11 protein-coding genes are annotated in these 14,211 nt (G+C 68.8%); 8 read left to right on the forward strand and 3 right to left on the reverse strand.

All coding sequences use genetic code 11. From position 1 onward, the window contains the following. Positions 1-3: 3 nt before the first annotated feature. Entirely contained in the window at positions 4-2,007 is a 2,004-nt protein-coding gene (locus ACAV_RS04575; RefSeq protein ID WP_013593404.1) for a tetratricopeptide repeat protein, read from the reverse strand. Between the two features lie 130 nt (positions 2,008-2,137). Further along, entirely contained in the window at positions 2,138-2,818 is a 681-nt protein-coding gene (locus ACAV_RS04580) for a TetR/AcrR family transcriptional regulator (protein WP_049791221.1), read from the reverse strand. A gap of 347 nt (positions 2,819-3,165) precedes the next feature. Here ACAV_RS04580 and ACAV_RS04585 point away from each other — a divergent pair, with 347 nt between their 5' ends. From ACAV_RS04585 to ACAV_RS04620, 8 genes are all read left to right on the forward strand, one after another. Next, a complete protein-coding gene (locus tag ACAV_RS04585) occupies positions 3,166-4,521 on the forward strand; it encodes an NAD(P)-dependent oxidoreductase (protein WP_013593406.1) in 1,356 nt (451 codons plus the stop codon). 50 nt (positions 4,522-4,571) lie between these two features. Then, positions 4,572-5,921: an NAD-dependent dihydropyrimidine dehydrogenase subunit PreA gene (gene preA / locus ACAV_RS04590; RefSeq protein WP_013593407.1), complete on the forward strand. Its 1,350-nt coding sequence runs from the start codon at positions 4,572-4,574 to the stop codon at positions 5,919-5,921. A gap of 17 nt (positions 5,922-5,938) precedes the next feature. Beyond that, the gene (locus tag ACAV_RS04595) at positions 5,939-7,441 is read left to right on the forward strand and encodes an NCS1 family nucleobase:cation symporter-1 (RefSeq protein WP_013593408.1); all 1,503 of its coding nucleotides are present in this window, start codon (positions 5,939-5,941) and stop codon (positions 7,439-7,441) included. Positions 7,442-7,476: 35 nt separating this feature from the next. Further along, on the forward strand, positions 7,477-8,940 hold the full coding sequence (gene hydA, locus ACAV_RS04600) for a dihydropyrimidinase (RefSeq protein WP_013593409.1): 1,464 nt from the start codon (positions 7,477-7,479) through the stop codon (positions 8,938-8,940). 21 nt (positions 8,941-8,961) lie between these two features. Next, on the forward strand, positions 8,962-10,221 hold the full coding sequence (locus ACAV_RS04605) for a Zn-dependent hydrolase (protein WP_013593410.1): 1,260 nt from the start codon (positions 8,962-8,964) through the stop codon (positions 10,219-10,221). Positions 10,222-10,406: 185 nt separating this feature from the next. Further along, entirely contained in the window at positions 10,407-11,477 is a 1,071-nt protein-coding gene (locus ACAV_RS04610; RefSeq protein WP_013593411.1) for a peptidoglycan-binding protein, read from the forward strand. A gap of 79 nt (positions 11,478-11,556) precedes the next feature. Then, the gene (locus ACAV_RS04615) at positions 11,557-12,084 is read left to right on the forward strand and encodes a hypothetical protein (protein ID WP_244875522.1); all 528 of its coding nucleotides are present in this window, start codon (positions 11,557-11,559) and stop codon (positions 12,082-12,084) included. 124 nt (positions 12,085-12,208) lie between these two features. Next, positions 12,209-13,063 carry a hypothetical protein gene (locus tag ACAV_RS04620; RefSeq protein ID WP_013593413.1) on the forward strand — a complete coding sequence of 285 codons (855 nt, stop codon included), beginning with the start codon at positions 12,209-12,211 and terminating at the stop codon, positions 13,061-13,063. Positions 13,064-13,085: 22 nt separating this feature from the next. Here ACAV_RS04620 and ACAV_RS04625 read toward each other — a convergent pair whose 3' ends face one another. Further along, a complete protein-coding gene (locus tag ACAV_RS04625; protein WP_013593414.1) occupies positions 13,086-14,132 on the reverse strand; it encodes a bifunctional nicotinamide-nucleotide adenylyltransferase/Nudix hydroxylase in 1,047 nt (348 codons plus the stop codon). Positions 14,133-14,211 lie beyond the last annotated feature (79 nt).

The raw sequence follows: 14,211 nt of genomic DNA on the forward strand, positions 1-14,211 counted from the left end.
GGCCTATGGCCTGGCGGCGGCAGCAGCCACTTCGGCCCTGATCTGCGCGTATTGCGGGTTGCGCGGGTCGAGCCGGATGGCTTGGTCGAGGTCCTTCAGACTGGCCGCATATTGGCGGGCGCCGCGGTAGGCCATTGCGCGTCCGTAATAGGCTGCGGCATTGGGTGCGCGCGCGATCAGCTGGTCGAACATTGCGATGGCCTCCCGCGTGTCGCCCTTGCCGACATGCGCCATGCCCAGGCCCAGCAGCAGGCGCGGGTTGGAAGGGCTGGCCGGAAGCAGGGCATTGAAATCCTTGATCGCGTCATCGAATCGGTTTGCGCCGATCGCGCTCTCCGCGCGGCGAAGATGCATGAGCTGGCGGATGCGGTCCATTTCGGCGGAGCTGAGGCCCGGCAGCTCTGTGCGCAACCCCTGGTCGAATTGAGCATAAGCTTCCGCATACCGTCCGAGGGCGAATTCCGATTCGCCGCGGTGGTAGTACAGCTGCAGATCCTTGAAGCCCTGCTTCTCCGCATCGTCGAAAGCTGCGATGGCTTCAGCGTGCTTCTTCTGCTGCTGCAGGGCTACGCCCATGTTGAATCGGGCAGCGCCGCGCAGCGCACCCAGCGCTTCGGCCGTGGCGAAGGCCTTCTGGGCTTCCGCCACGGATCCTCGGTCCAGATGGTAGGCGCCAAGGTTGAGGAACGGGCGCCACCGGCCGACCGCATTGGCGGGCGCCTTCAGGTCGATTTTCTCTGCCGCGTCGCTCCAGGCGGTGTAGTCGTCGCGCAGCGAGGCCGAGCGCTCGAAGGCCAGCAGGGCGAACACCAGTCCGACCATGGCGCCCACCATGTAGATGGCGCGCGGCTTGAAGCCCGTGAGTGCGATGGCGACCAGGATGGGCATGCCGATGGCCCAGAGGTAGCTGCGATAGAGAACGAAGGGGTCCTGCACCCAGACGGTGGCGAATTCGGTCACGTAGAGCAGCAAGGGGAAGAACAGCGCCACGCCCGCGAGGCTGAGCACGCCGCGGCGGCGCAGCACGGCCCATGCCGCGGCCACCCACAGCGCCGCGTAGCCCAGCAGGCCCAGCGCTTGCGGGAACGCGGTGAACGAAAGGGGGAAGGCGGGGCGCAAATCCACGGACATCCACATCACGTTCGGCACGAACCACAGGAAACCGTAGGCGAAGAACAGGGCGGCCTCGTTCAGGATGCTGAGCGGGTACATGCGCTGGGTGATGCCGGGGCTGAGCAGTTCCAGTTGCCGGGTGAGGTCGATGGAGCGCTGGTCGAACACCTTGCCGAGGAGATCGCCATAAAAGCCGAACAGGACAGCCGCCGCCACCGCGACCAGCAAGGCGGAAACCCCTGCGACGGCAGCCACGGTGCGCCACGCCGGGCGCCTGACGTGGATGTACAGCGGCACCGCTGTGGCCGCCACCATCACCGCATGCTCCTTCGACAGCACCGCAGCCGCATAGGCCACGACGGCGCCTGCATACCATGCGGCCCCGCGGCCCGACAGGCCGCGCACGAAGCACCAGCACGCCAGCACCGCGAAGAACGTGGCCATGACGATGGAGCGCTGCACGAGGTAGGCCACCGCATAGACCGCCATGGGGTTGACGGCGAAGAGCGCCACGCCCACGCGCACGGCGGCGAGCCGGGATGCATTGAAATGCGTCTGGGCCTCGAATTCCTCGGGGAAGCGCGTGTGCGTGAGCAGGTCGCGCACGAGGGCATAGAGCGCCGCCACGGTGCCCAGGTGCAGGGCGATGTTAACGAGGCGCTGCTTCCACCATCCGGCGCCGGCCAGGCCGTCCACCCAGACGAAGCTGCCGTAGGACAGCAGGCGCTGCTTGAAGGCGAGCAGGTTCCCGTAGCTGCCGAAGATGGTGCCGTCGGTCAGGGCCAGGTCGTCGAACAGCAGCGCATGATCCCAGCCGGGCAGGTAGATGGCCAGGACGGCCGCCACGACGGCAATACCGAAGACGATGAGGGAGACGGATGGTTTGGTGGCCATGGCGGTGAGTGCGTGACGGCAGTGGGCGGGCGGCGCAGGGCGTGCGGGCGCACCGTGCGACCGCGGGACGCGGAAGTCTAAGCGATGGGGGCGGGAGCGCTGCCGTGGGGCGCTCCGCCCGGCGGGCGCCTCAGGCCGGGGGGGCGCTGTCCGGCGCCAGGCCCGCGAGCACCATGTGGCAGATCAGCGCCTCGGCGTGCGCGTAGTCCCGCTCGGTCAGGGCCGGCTTGCCCAGCAGCAGGGCGAACTGGGCCTGCTGGTCGGCATAGGCCTGGGTGACCGACCAGATGATGAACATCAGGTGCGTGAAGTTCACGCGGGCGATGCGGCCTTCCCGCGCCCAGCGCTCGAAGGTGCGCACGTCGTTGCGCAGCACCGGGCCCACGCGTTCGGCGATCACGCTGCCGTACCGCGGCGCGCCGGCGATGACCTCCTTGGCGAACACCTTGGCGGCATTCGGGCGCTCCAGCGACGACCGGAGCTTGGCTCGGATATAGCGGCGCAGGGCTTCGGAGGGGTCTTCGCCGTGCGACATCTCCTCCATGCCGTCCAGCCACTGGGTGAGCACGTCGTCCAGCACCCGCCGGTAGAGCGCTTCCTTGTTCGGGAAATAGTAGAGCAGGTTGTGACGGCTGATGCCGGCCGAGGCCGCGATGCCCTCCAGCGATGCTCCTTCGAAGCCGAACTGTGCGAACTGGCTTTCCGCCTCCGCCAGGATGGACTGCTCCTTGCGCAGGCGCGCTGCGGACGGAGCACTGGTGGTGCGTGGACGCACGGGGGCTGGGCGGGACGGCGGCAGGCGGGAGCTCATATGCACCATTGTGGGCCGAAGCAGGGGGCCGGAAACGGTCTTTCCCCGTGGGGCCCTTCTGGCATGGCGTTTGCTGTCCGGGATTTTACCAATAGGTAAGTTTTTACTGGTTGGTAAATTGCAAGCCACAACGGCGGGCCATGCATCCGCCACCACGAGCGAGGACCACGATGACCCCTTCGCCTTTCCTGCCGACCCGGAGCGCCGGGCGCGCCGCCGCACCGGCATCACGGCCCGGATTACGTCCGGGTGCCCTGGAACCCCGCGCGCTGCCTGCGCGCGCGGCTGCCTTCTCCCTGCCTTCCTGATCCCGATCCCCGGGGATTCATACACCACAGGAGCCTCCGATGGAAACGACGACCGCCGGTACCGGCTGCGGCGTGCATGGTGCACGCCTCGAGCTGGCCCAGTACGCCAGGAATTTCGGCGATGCCCACCCGCCGCTCACGCGCGCCCAGGCGCTGATCGAGGCCGAGCGCTGCTATTACTGCTACGAAGCGCCGTGCGCCACGGCCTGCCCGACGGGCATCGACGTGCCGTCCTTCATCCACCGCATCGCGCAGGGCAACGAGCGTGGCGCGGCTCGGGCGATCCTGGAGGCCAACCCGCTGGGCGGCATGTGCGCCCGGGTCTGCCCGACGGAGGTGCTGTGCGAGCAGGCCTGCGTGCGCAACGTGAACGAGGACAAGCCGGTGGAGATCGGCGCGCTGCAGCGCTACGCGACGGACGCGCATTTCGCGCAGCCGGGCGCGCCGCTCTTCACGCGCTCCGCGCCCACGGGGCGGCGTGTGGCCGTGGTGGGCGCCGGCCCTGCGGGCCTGGCCTGCGCGCACGGACTGGCGCGGCGGGGCCACGACGTGGTGCTGTTCGACGCACGCCCCAAGCTCGGCGGGTTGAACGAATACGGGCTGGCGAGCTACAAGACCACGGGCGGATTCGCACAGAGGGAAATCGAATGGCTGCTCTCCATCGGGGGTATCGAGCCGCGCTGCGGACAGGTGCTGGGCCGCGACATCACGCTCGCGGGGCTGCTGCAGGCCTATGACGCGGTGTTCCTCGGGCTCGGGCTGGCGGGCGTGAATGCGCTGGGCATCGCCGAGCCGCAGGCGGAAGGCCTTCGCAACGCGGTGGACTTCATCGCCGACCTGCGGCAGGCGCAGGACCTCTCCATGCTGCCCGTCGGCCGCCGCGTGGTGGTGGTGGGCGGCGGCATGACGGCGGTGGACGCCGCCGTGCAGGCCGCCAAGCTCGGCGCGGAGGAGGTGACCATGGTCTATCGCCGCGGACAGGAGAGCATGTCCGCCTCGCTCGTCGAGCAGCAGTGGGCGCAGACGAATGGCGTCACCGTGCGGTACTGGGCCGCGCCGAAGGAGCTGCTGTGCGAAGGCGGCGCGGTGCGCGGCATGCGGTTCGCGGCCACGGCGGTGCAGGGCGGGCGCCTGGTGGAGACCGGCGAGGCCTTCACCCTCGAGGCGGACATGGTGCTCAAGGCCATCGGCCAGAGCTATCTTTCCGAATACGCGGGCGCCGAGGTGGCGCTGAGCCAGGGACGCATCGCCACCGATGCCGATGGCCGCACCAGCGTGCCGCGCGTCTGGGCGGGCGGCGACTGCCGTGCCGGCGGGCGCGATCTCACCGTGGAAGCCGTGGAGCACGGCAAGGTGGCCGCGGTGTCCATCCACGAGGCGCTGCTGGCGGCCTGACGCCGCGCCGCCGCCCCCACGCAACCCAGAGCAAGACACCGGAGAAGCACATGGCAGACATCCGCAGCGATTTCCTCGGCATCCGCAGTCCCAACCCCTTCTGGCTGGCCTCCGCGCCCCCTACCGACAAGGAGGTGAACGTCACCCGCGCCTTCGAGGCGGGCTGGGGCGGCGTGGTCTGGAAGACCCTGGGCGAGGACCCGCACGTCGTCAACGTGAACGGACCGCGCTATTCCACCCTCATGTCGCAGGACCGGCGTGTGATCGGCCTCAACAACATCGAGCTGATCACCGACCGGCCTCTGGCCGTGAACCTGGAGGAAATCCGGCGCGTGAAGCGCGCCTGGCCGGACCGCGCGATGATCGTCTCGATCATGGTTCCGTGCGTGGAGGAGAGCTGGAAGCGCATCCTGCCGATGGTGGAAGACACGGGCGCGGACGGCATCGAGCTGAACTTCGGCTGCCCGCACGGCATGAGCGAGCGCGGCATGGGCGCGGCCGTGGGGCAGGTGCCCGAGTACATCCAGATGGTCACGCAATGGTGCAAGCACTACACGCACCTGCCGGTGATCGTGAAGCTCACGCCCAACATCACCGACGTGCGGCAGCCGGCCCGCGCGGCCCGGGCCGGCGGCGCGGACGCGGTGTCGCTCATCAACACCATCAATTCCATCATGGGCGTGGACCTGGAGCGCATGGCGATGAGCCCCCACACCGGGGGCTGGGGCTCGCACGGTGGCTACTGCGGGCCGGCCGTCAAGCCCATCGCGCTCAACATGGTGGCCGAGATCGCACGCGACGCGCAGACGGCGGGCCTGCCCATCAGCGGCATCGGCGGCGTGAGCACCTGGCGCGACGCGGCGGAGTTCATCGCCCTGGGCTGCGGCACCGTGCAGGTGTGCACGGCCGCGATGGTCTATGGTTTCAAGATCGTGCAGGACATGTGCGACGGGCTGTCCAACTTCATGGATGCGCACGGCTACCGGACGATCGAGGACTTCCGCGGCGGCGCCGTGCCCACGGTGAAGGACTGGAAGGAACTGGACCTCAACCACGTGGACAAGGCCGTGATCAACCAGGATGCGTGCATCCAGTGCGGCCGCTGCCACGTGGTGTGCGAGGACACCTCGCACCAGGCGATCACCTTCACCCAGGAGGGCGGGGCGCGCAGTTTCGAGGTGGACGAATCCGAGTGCGTGGGCTGCAACCTGTGCGTCTCGATCTGCCCGGTGCCCGAGTGCATCACCCTGCGCAGCCTCGCACCCGGCGAAGTGGACGCGCGCACGGGCCGCACGGTGACCGGCGAATATGCCAACTGGACCACGCACCCGAACAATCCGAACCGGGTGGCTCCCCCGGCCACGGCGCAGGCGCCCGCCGGCGCGGCTGTCACCGCATGACCGCAGGGGAGGCCGCCATGACGCCATCATCCTCTCCCGCCACCGGGGCCGCGCAGGACCTCTGGAACGACGACCTCGCGCCCACGCAGGCGCACCAGCGCACCTGGCGCTGGCACCACTTCGCCGCCCTGTGGATCGGGATGGTGATGTGCATTCCCGCCTACACCCTGGCAGCGAGCCTGATCGAAGGCGGCATGTCGTGGAGCCAGGCGGTGGGCACGGTGTTCCTCGGCAACCTGATCGTGCTGGTGCCCATGCTGCTCATCGGGCATGCGGGCGCGAAATACGGCATTCCCTACGCCGTGCTGGCGCGGGCCTCGTTCGGCACGCGCGGCGCCAAGCTGCCCGCGCTGCTGCGGGCCCTGGTGGCCTGCGGCTGGTACGGCATCCAGACCTGGTTCGGCGGCATGATGATCTACACGCTGGCCGGCGTGCTCATCGGCCATCCGCTGGAGGGCGAGAAGATCGCGGGCCTGGGGATCAACCTCGGCCAGCTGGTGTGCTTCCTGGTTTTCTGGGCGATCCAGTTCTATTTCGTGGTGCACGGCATCGAATCGATCCGCAAGCTGGAAACCTGGACCGCGCCCATCAAGATCGTGATCTGCTTCGTGCTGCTCTGGTGGGCCTATGAGAAGGCCGGCGGCTTCGGCCCGATCCTGCACCAGCCGTCGCAGTTCGCGCCGGGCGGGCCGAAGGCCGGGCAGTTCCATGCCGTGTTCTGGCCGTCGCTCACGGCCATGGTGGGTTTCTGGGCCACCCTGGCGCTGAACATCCCCGACTTCACGCGCTTCGCGAAGTCGCAGCGCGACCAGGTGGTGGGCCAGGCCATCGGCCTGCCGGTGCCCATGGGCCTGCTGGCGGCGCTGGCGGTGTTCGTCACGTCCGCCACGGTGGTGATCTATGGCAAGGCATTGTGGGACCCGGTGGACCTGGCGAGCCGCATGACCGGCGCAGCCGTGCTGATCGCGCTCATCATCCTGCTGATCGACACCGTGAGCGTGAACCTGGCCGCCAACCTGGTCGGGCCGGCCTACGACTTCTCGGCGCTGAACCCCGCGCGCATCAGCTACCGCGTGGGCGGCTACATCACCGTGGGCATCGCCATCGCGATGATGCCGTGGAAGATCCTCGAATCCACCCAGGGCTACATCTTCACCTGGCTCATCGGCTACTCCGCGCTGCTCGGGCCGGTGGCGGGCATCCTGATGGTGGACTACTACCTCGTGCGGCGCACGCGGCTGGACGTGCCGGCGCTCTATGCCGACACCGGCCCCTACGCCTATACCCGGGGCTGGAACTGGGTGGCCGTGGCGGCCTTCGCGCTCGGCGTGGCGCCCAACATCCCCGGCTTCCTGCACGCCGCCTTCCCCGCAGGCTTCCCGAACGTGGGCGCGGTGTTCCGGCACATCTACGACTATGCGTGGTTCATCGGCCTGGCCATCGCCGCGGTGGTCTACCGCATCGGCATGTCCGGCCATGCTGCCGCCGCTTCGGCAGCGGCGCCGCTGCGCCGCGCCTGAGCGCGGCCACAACCCCTCTTGCAAGGAGACAGACGATGAGCAGTGCACCCCTTCTGATCCGCGGCGGCACCGTGGTGAATGCCGACCGCGAGGAGCGCGCCGACGTGCTCTGCGTGGACGGCCGCATCGCGGCAGTGGGCGGCGATGCGGCCAGCCAGGCCCCGGCGGGTACGCAGACCCTGGACGCCAGCGGCCAGTATGTGCTGCCGGGCGGCATCGATCCGCATACGCACATGCAGCTGCCCTTCATGGGCACGGTGACGATGGACGACTTCTACACCGGCACGGCCGCGGGGCTGGCCGGCGGCACGACCACCATCATCGACTTCGTGATCCCCGATCCGAAGGAGCCGCTGATGGATGCCTACCGCAAGTGGCGCGGCTGGGCCGAGAAATCCGCAGCGGACTATTCCTTCCACGTGGCCGTGACCTGGTGGAGTGACCAGGTGCACGCGGACATGGGTACGCTGGTGCGCGAGGAGGGCGTGAACAGCTTCAAGCATTTCATGGCCTACAAGAACGCCATCATGTGCGACGACGAGACGTTGGTGAACAGCTTCAAGCGCGCGCTGGAGCTGGGCGCCATGCCCACCGTACATGCAGAGAACGGCGAACTGGTCTATCTGCTGCAGCAGGAGGTGGCCAAGATGGGCATCACCGGCCCCGAGGGCCACCCGCTGGCCCGCCCGCCCATGGTGGAGGCCGAGGCCGCCAACCGCGCCATCGCCATCGCCGACGTGCTGGGCGTGCCGATCTACGTGGTGCACGTGAGCTGCGCCGAGGCGGCCGAGGCCATCGCCCGCGCCCGCGCGCGCGGCCAGCGCGTGTTCGGCGAGGTGCTGGCCGGCCATCTGCTGGTGGACGACAGCGTCTATCGCGATCCGGACTTCGCCACCGCCGCCGCCCACGTGATGAGCCCACCCTTCCGGCCGCGAGCGGGCGGCCACCAGGAGGCGCTGTGGCGCGGCCTGCAGTCGGGCCAGCTGCATACCACCGCCACCGACCACTGCACCTTCTGCGCCGCGCAGAAGGCGATGGGGCGCGACAATTTCGCCAAGATCCCCAACGGGACGGGCGGCGTGGAAGAGCGCATGGCCGCGATCTGGGACGGCGGCGTGAACACCGGCCGCCTCACGCCCAGCGAGTTCGTGGCGATCACCTCCGCCAATGCCGCGAAGCTGTTCAACATCTATCCGCGCAAGGGTTTCGTGGGCCCGGGTGCGGACGCCGACCTGGTGCTGTGGGACCCGCAGGGCACCAAGACCTTCTCGGCGAAGACCCAGCACAGCAAGGGCGACTTCAACATCTTCGAAGGCCGCACCGTGCGCGGCATTCCCAGCCACACCGTCAGCCAGGGCCGCGTGGTGTTCGCGCAGGGCGACCTTCGCGCCGAGCAGGGCGCGGGCCGCTACGTGCACCGCCCGGCCTTCGGTGCCAATTTCCAGGCCGTGCACAAGCGTGCGCAGGACCTGGCCCCCAGCGCCGTCGCGCGCACCTGAGAACGAACGAGGAGCCTTTCCATGGATACACCGACCGCCAAGACCGATATCCGCCAGCTGCGCGTCAACGGCGAGCGCCTCTGGGACTCGCTCATGGAGCTGGCCCGGATCGGCGCCACGCCCAAGGGCGGCGTCTGCCGCCTCACGCTCACCGACCTGGACAAGCAGGGCCGCGACCTCGTCACGCGCTGGGCGCGCGAGGCCGGCATGTCCGTCACCGTGGACAAGATCGGCAACGTCTTCATGCGCCGCCCAGGCCGCGACGACAGCCTGCCGCCCATCATGACCGGCAGCCACATCGACACCCAGCCCACGGGTGGGAAGTTCGATGGCAACTACGGCGTGCTGGCCGGCATCGAGGTGGTGCGCACGCTCAACGACCACGGCATCGAAACCGAGGCGCCCATCGAGGTGGCGTTCTGGACCAACGAGGAAGGCAGCCGCTTCGTGCCCGTGATGATGGGCTCGGGCGTCTTCGCCCGGGCCTTCACGCTGGAGCATGCCTATGCCGCCACCGATACCGAGGGCAAGACCGTCAGGGGAGAGCTGGAACGCATCGGCTACATCGGCGACCAGGAGCCCGGCGACCATCCCATCGGCGCATACTTCGAGACCCACATCGAGCAGGGCCCGGTGCTGGAAGACAACAATAAGACGATCGGCGTGGTGACGGGGGTGCTGGGCATCCGCTGGTACGACTGCACCGTGACGGGCATGGAGGCGCATGCCGGCCCGACGCCCATGGCATTGCGCCGCGATGCCCTGCAGGTGGCCACGCGATTGATGCAGGAGGTGGTGGCCTGCGCGCACCGCCATCCGCCGCATGGCCGCGGCACGGTGGGCATGGTGCATGTGCACCCCAACAGCCGCAACGTGATCCCGGGGCAGGTGAAGTTCAGCATCGACCTGCGCAACGCGACCGACGCCGAGTGCGACAGCATGGACCAGGACATCCGCGCCGTGGCCGCCCGGCTCTCGCAGGAGACGGGGCTGCCCATCCAGATCGATCTGGTCTCCAACTACCCTGCCCAGCCATTCCATGCCGAGTGCGTGGAAGCCGTGGGCCGCGCGGCGGAGCAACTGGGCTATTCCCACATGCCCGCCGTGTCCGGCGCGGGCCACGACGCCGTGTACATGGCGCGCCTGGCACCAGCCGGCATGGTCTTCATTCCGTGCAAGGACGGCATCAGCCACAACGAGATCGAGGATGCACAGCCCGAGCACATCACCGCGGGTTGCAACGTGCTGCTGCACGCGATGCTGGAGCGGGCCGGCACCTAGATGGGTGATCCGGTTACGGGGGAGGCTGCCCCGCCCGCGCCGGCTTCGGAGCCGGGCCGGCTGGCATGGATGCCGGTTGCGAAATATGCACTTTGTTGCATATATCCCGCCGTGGTCGGGTTGGCGAAGGCAGGGTGCTCGCATAACGTCCGACCCTTTGCCATTTCCTTTTTCTTCGCTCCATCATGAATCCGTCCTCGACCTCGCCGTCTTTCCTCTCCCTGCGCGCCGTCACCCTGGTTTGCGCGGCACTGGCCGCCACCCTGCTGGCGGGCTGCGAAACCACGAACATGCGCATGGGCAGCGCGGAATCCAAGACGGTGGCCACGGGCGCCGCGGCCGGGGAGTCGTCGGCGAACGCGAACACGCAGCTGGAGCATTGCTCTTCACCCCTGGGCACGGTGTCGCTGGTGGAAAACCAGGACGCGGGCTGGTACACCATCCTGCGCAACGAATACCGCCTGCCGCCCACGTCCAACCTGCTGCGCCTGCTGATCCAGCAGTCCAACTGCTTCGTGGTGGTCGAGCGCAGCGTGACCGGCATGGGCGCGATGAACCGTGAGCGCGCGCTGATGCAATCGGGCGAGATGCGCGGCGGCAGCAGTTTCGGCCAGGGGCAGATGGTGGCTTCGGACTATGGCCTGTCGCCGGAGATCGTCTTCTCCAACAGCGACGCGGGCGGCATCGGCGGGGCGCTGGGCGCGCTCATCGGCGGCGGGGGCGGGCAGGTGCTGGGGCAGCTCGGCGGATCGCTGAAGACGCGCGAGGCTAGCGCCATGCTGACGCTGGTGGACAACCGCTCGGGCGTGCAGGTGTCGGTATCGGAAGGCAGCGCTTCCAAGAGCGATTTCGCAGGCTTCGGCAGCCTGTTCGGCAGTTCCGCGGGCGGCCGGCTGGGCGGCTACCAGAACACCTCGCAGGGCAAGGTGCTGACGGCCGCGTTCATGGACGCGTACAACCAGATGGTCATGGCGCTGCGCAACTACAAGGCGCAGAAGGTCCAGGGTCAGGGCCTGGGCGGTGGCGGCCGGCTGGGCGTGGATGGCGGCGCGGCGCCGTCGCAGACGAAGGCAGGCGCGTCGATGTCGGTGCGCGAGGCGCAGGCACGGCTCAATGCGCTGGGCTACGACGTGGGCGCGCCGGACGGCGGCATGGGCCCGAAGACGACGAACGGACTGCGGGCCTTCCAGAAGGACAAGGGCCTGCCGGTGACGGGCCGCCTGGACTCCGCCACGACCGACGCGCTCTCGCGCTGAGTCGGCGCGTAACGGCTACCCCGGGCGTGGCGCTACACTCCGCGCCCGGAGGAGCTTTCGAACAATGCGACACACCATCATGCGCGTCTCCCGCACGTTGCGCGGGGCACTGGCACTGGCCGGTGCGCTCGCCGCCATCCCCGGCCTTGCAGCGCCGCAGTCAGGAGATCCTGCGTTCACGCGGCCCGATCCCGTCCGCCTGCCCGACCGGCCCATGCTGCGGGCTTTTCTGGAGGAGCTGGGGCAGACGCGCCGCGCGAACACCTTCTGCTTCGTGCAGCAACGCCTGTCCCCTCCGGAAACGGCCGAAGACGGCACGAGCGTGCTGTCCATGCTCTGGCATGAAGGCGCGCGCGTCTATCTCGTCAATCTCGTCCGGCCGGGCCAGCGCTATCAGCCGGTGGAAGACTCCGTGGGGGAAGGCCGTGCGCTGGCGTCCTCCAGCGGCAGCGTGGATCTCAAGACCGACGTTGTCCCGACCGACGCCGACATCGGCTCCAGCACGACCCTGGTGAGCCGTGCCTGGGTCGAGCGCCTGAAAGCCCAGTGTCGCCGCGTGGGCACGACGATCCGCGTGCCTGCGTTCACGCCGCGGCGCACGCCGTAAGCCTGCGCACTCAGGCCTGCCTGCCACCCGGCAGTGCTCCCTTTCCTTCTGCATCCGCCATGGCCTGTTCCTGGTGCCTTCCGGCACGGGGCATGCCGCCTCCGTTCGCCACTTTCCCGCCACCATGCCCAACGCACTGCTGAAATACGCCTACGACGCCCCCTTGCCCGCAGCCATCACCCTGGTGGAAGGCAATGCACTGCGCGTGAAGCTCGAATCCATCGAAAAGCGCTACACGCTGGTGGCGGTGAGCGATTTTCCGAACGTGCTGGAGGTCACGGCCTCCCAGCACAATACGCGTGCCGATTCCTGGGCCTTCACCGTGACCGCACGCAGTGCCGGCAATGCCAAGCTGGCGGTGCAGGTCCAGCGCGGCGCTGGCGCCCCGGTCCTGACGATCACTCCCGCGCTGGTGAGCATTTCCGTGAAGCGCAAAACGGTGCTGCCCGACCCGGACTCGGATGAAGGCCTGCTGGTACGCCTTTTTCTCGTCGAGGTGCCCGCCCCGCAGGAGTGGCGGGCCGCAGGCATCGGCGGGCCGGAAGAGGCGCTGGAAATCATGCGCATGATGCGCCGGGTGATCGTCAACCGGCTGCAGTCCGGGAATACGCGGGAGTTCATGGCCGCGGGTGCGCGCGACATCCGCGGCATCGTCACCGCGAGCGATGGCGGCAGCGTGCAGTTCGCGGGCTTCGACAGCTATCCGAACATCGCCGGCGCCAAGCAGAAGATGATCGAATCCCGCATGGCCATCGTCAACGATGCCACCAACGCCCAGTGGCATGCCCGGTATGCGGCCTTCTACGATGCGGCGCTCACGGCCGCGACCGAGCCGCTGCCGGCGGATCCCAGCCCCACGGGGCTCTTCGGCTGGCGCACCGAAGGGCGGGGCGCTCCTTCCTCCGAATACCGGGCCTTCCGGTCGCTGGGGCGCAACACCTTCTTCACGCACCAACGGTACCGCGCCAACGGCCGCTGAGGCGGATGGCGGGTGTGCCGCGTCAGCCGGCCGCCAGTTCGCGCGTCAGCCCCAGGAAATGGTCCAGCATGTGGAAGTGGTCTTCGAAGAAGGCCTCTTCCAGTGCGGCCAGCGCCGTGATGGGAAACCACTCCACCTGCGCCGCGTCGTCGTCCGCGCGCACGTCGGGAAAGGGCTCCCCCTCCAGGTCGAAGTAGTGCGCGTGCGTGATGGTGCGTCCGCGCTGGCTGCGGTCCGGGTGGTCGAACACGGCTACTTCCCGCAATGCGGCGCGCATGCGCGCCTCGGGCAGCGTGCAGTGGGTCTCCTCGGCCAGTTCGCGCAGGCAGGACTGCCAGACGGTTTCGCGCTGCTCGATGAAGCCGCCCGGTGCGGCCAGTTGCCCCTTGCCCGGCGCATGTGCGCGGCGGATGAGCAGCACGTGGTCCTGGCAGCGCAGTACGGCATCCACGGTCACGAAGACTGGCGGATAGGGCGCTTTCGCCCAGGCTTCGCGGTAGCCGCGCAGCATGCGCCATTCCTCCTGAAGGGCCGCGTAGTGCGGGGCCTGGGCGAAGGCGCGCAGGAAGTCGATGGTGCTGTCCGGCACCTGCTCGGCGAGTGGACCCAGCGCGGCGAGCAGCGTGTCCGGCGTGGCGCCGAAGTACGCATCGCGGATGGCGGTGGCGTCGATGCTGCCCTGCCGTTCCACGGCGATGAGCTGCCAGCCCGGGAAGCGCCGCAGGTAGCTGCTCGTGGCGTCCTTGAAGTGGCCCACCAGCCCGATGCGCGCATCGGGCCGCACATGCCGTGCCACCGCCTGCAGCACCGCAGCCACCCAGGCGAGTTCGTTGTAGTGGTCACGCACGGGCAGCACGGTGAGGCGGGCGCGGTCGGCCACGGGCAGGGCATTGCGCAGCATGGCTTCGCGCTCCTGCCAGGTGAACGGATTCTTGGGCGAGCGCGCCTGCCAGGCCGAGCCCATGATGACGATGGCATGGTGGGCACTGTCGAGCGCGCAGCGCAGCAGGGCCAGGTGGCCGTTGTGGACGGGCTCGAAGCGCCCGATGAGGATGGCGTTGTCGTACATGGATGCGGATGCGATGAGGGAGCCCGCGGGCGGGAGGTGCCCGGCGGGGCTGCGGGACCACTGCGGCAAATGTAGCCGC

Source organism: Paracidovorax avenae ATCC 19860 (assembly GCF_000176855.2).
Lineage (GTDB): Bacteria > Pseudomonadota > Gammaproteobacteria > Burkholderiales > Burkholderiaceae_C > Paracidovorax > Paracidovorax avenae.

Excerpts from the sequence above, each read along its gene's own strand:
- ACAV_RS04575 (WP_013593404.1), bottom strand. The coding sequence starts at position 2,007 with ATGGCCACCAAACCATCCGTCTCCCTCATCGTCTTCGGTATTGCCGTC.
- ACAV_RS04580 (WP_049791221.1), bottom strand. The coding sequence starts at position 2,818 with ATGAGCTCCCGCCTGCCGCCGTCCCGCCCAGCCCCCGTGCGTCCACGC.
- ACAV_RS04585 (WP_013593406.1), top strand. The coding sequence starts at position 3,166 with ATGGAAACGACGACCGCCGGTACCGGCTGCGGCGTGCATGGTGCACGC.
- preA (WP_013593407.1), top strand. The coding sequence starts at position 4,572 with ATGGCAGACATCCGCAGCGATTTCCTCGGCATCCGCAGTCCCAACCCC.
- ACAV_RS04595 (WP_013593408.1), top strand. The coding sequence starts at position 5,939 with ATGACGCCATCATCCTCTCCCGCCACCGGGGCCGCGCAGGACCTCTGG.
- hydA (WP_013593409.1), top strand. The coding sequence starts at position 7,477 with ATGAGCAGTGCACCCCTTCTGATCCGCGGCGGCACCGTGGTGAATGCC.
- ACAV_RS04605 (WP_013593410.1), top strand. The coding sequence starts at position 8,962 with ATGGATACACCGACCGCCAAGACCGATATCCGCCAGCTGCGCGTCAAC.
- ACAV_RS04610 (WP_013593411.1), top strand. The coding sequence starts at position 10,407 with ATGAATCCGTCCTCGACCTCGCCGTCTTTCCTCTCCCTGCGCGCCGTC.
- ACAV_RS04615 (WP_244875522.1), top strand. The coding sequence starts at position 11,557 with ATGCGCGTCTCCCGCACGTTGCGCGGGGCACTGGCACTGGCCGGTGCG.
- ACAV_RS04620 (WP_013593413.1), top strand. The coding sequence starts at position 12,209 with ATGCCCAACGCACTGCTGAAATACGCCTACGACGCCCCCTTGCCCGCA.
- ACAV_RS04625 (WP_013593414.1), bottom strand. The coding sequence starts at position 14,132 with ATGTACGACAACGCCATCCTCATCGGGCGCTTCGAGCCCGTCCACAAC.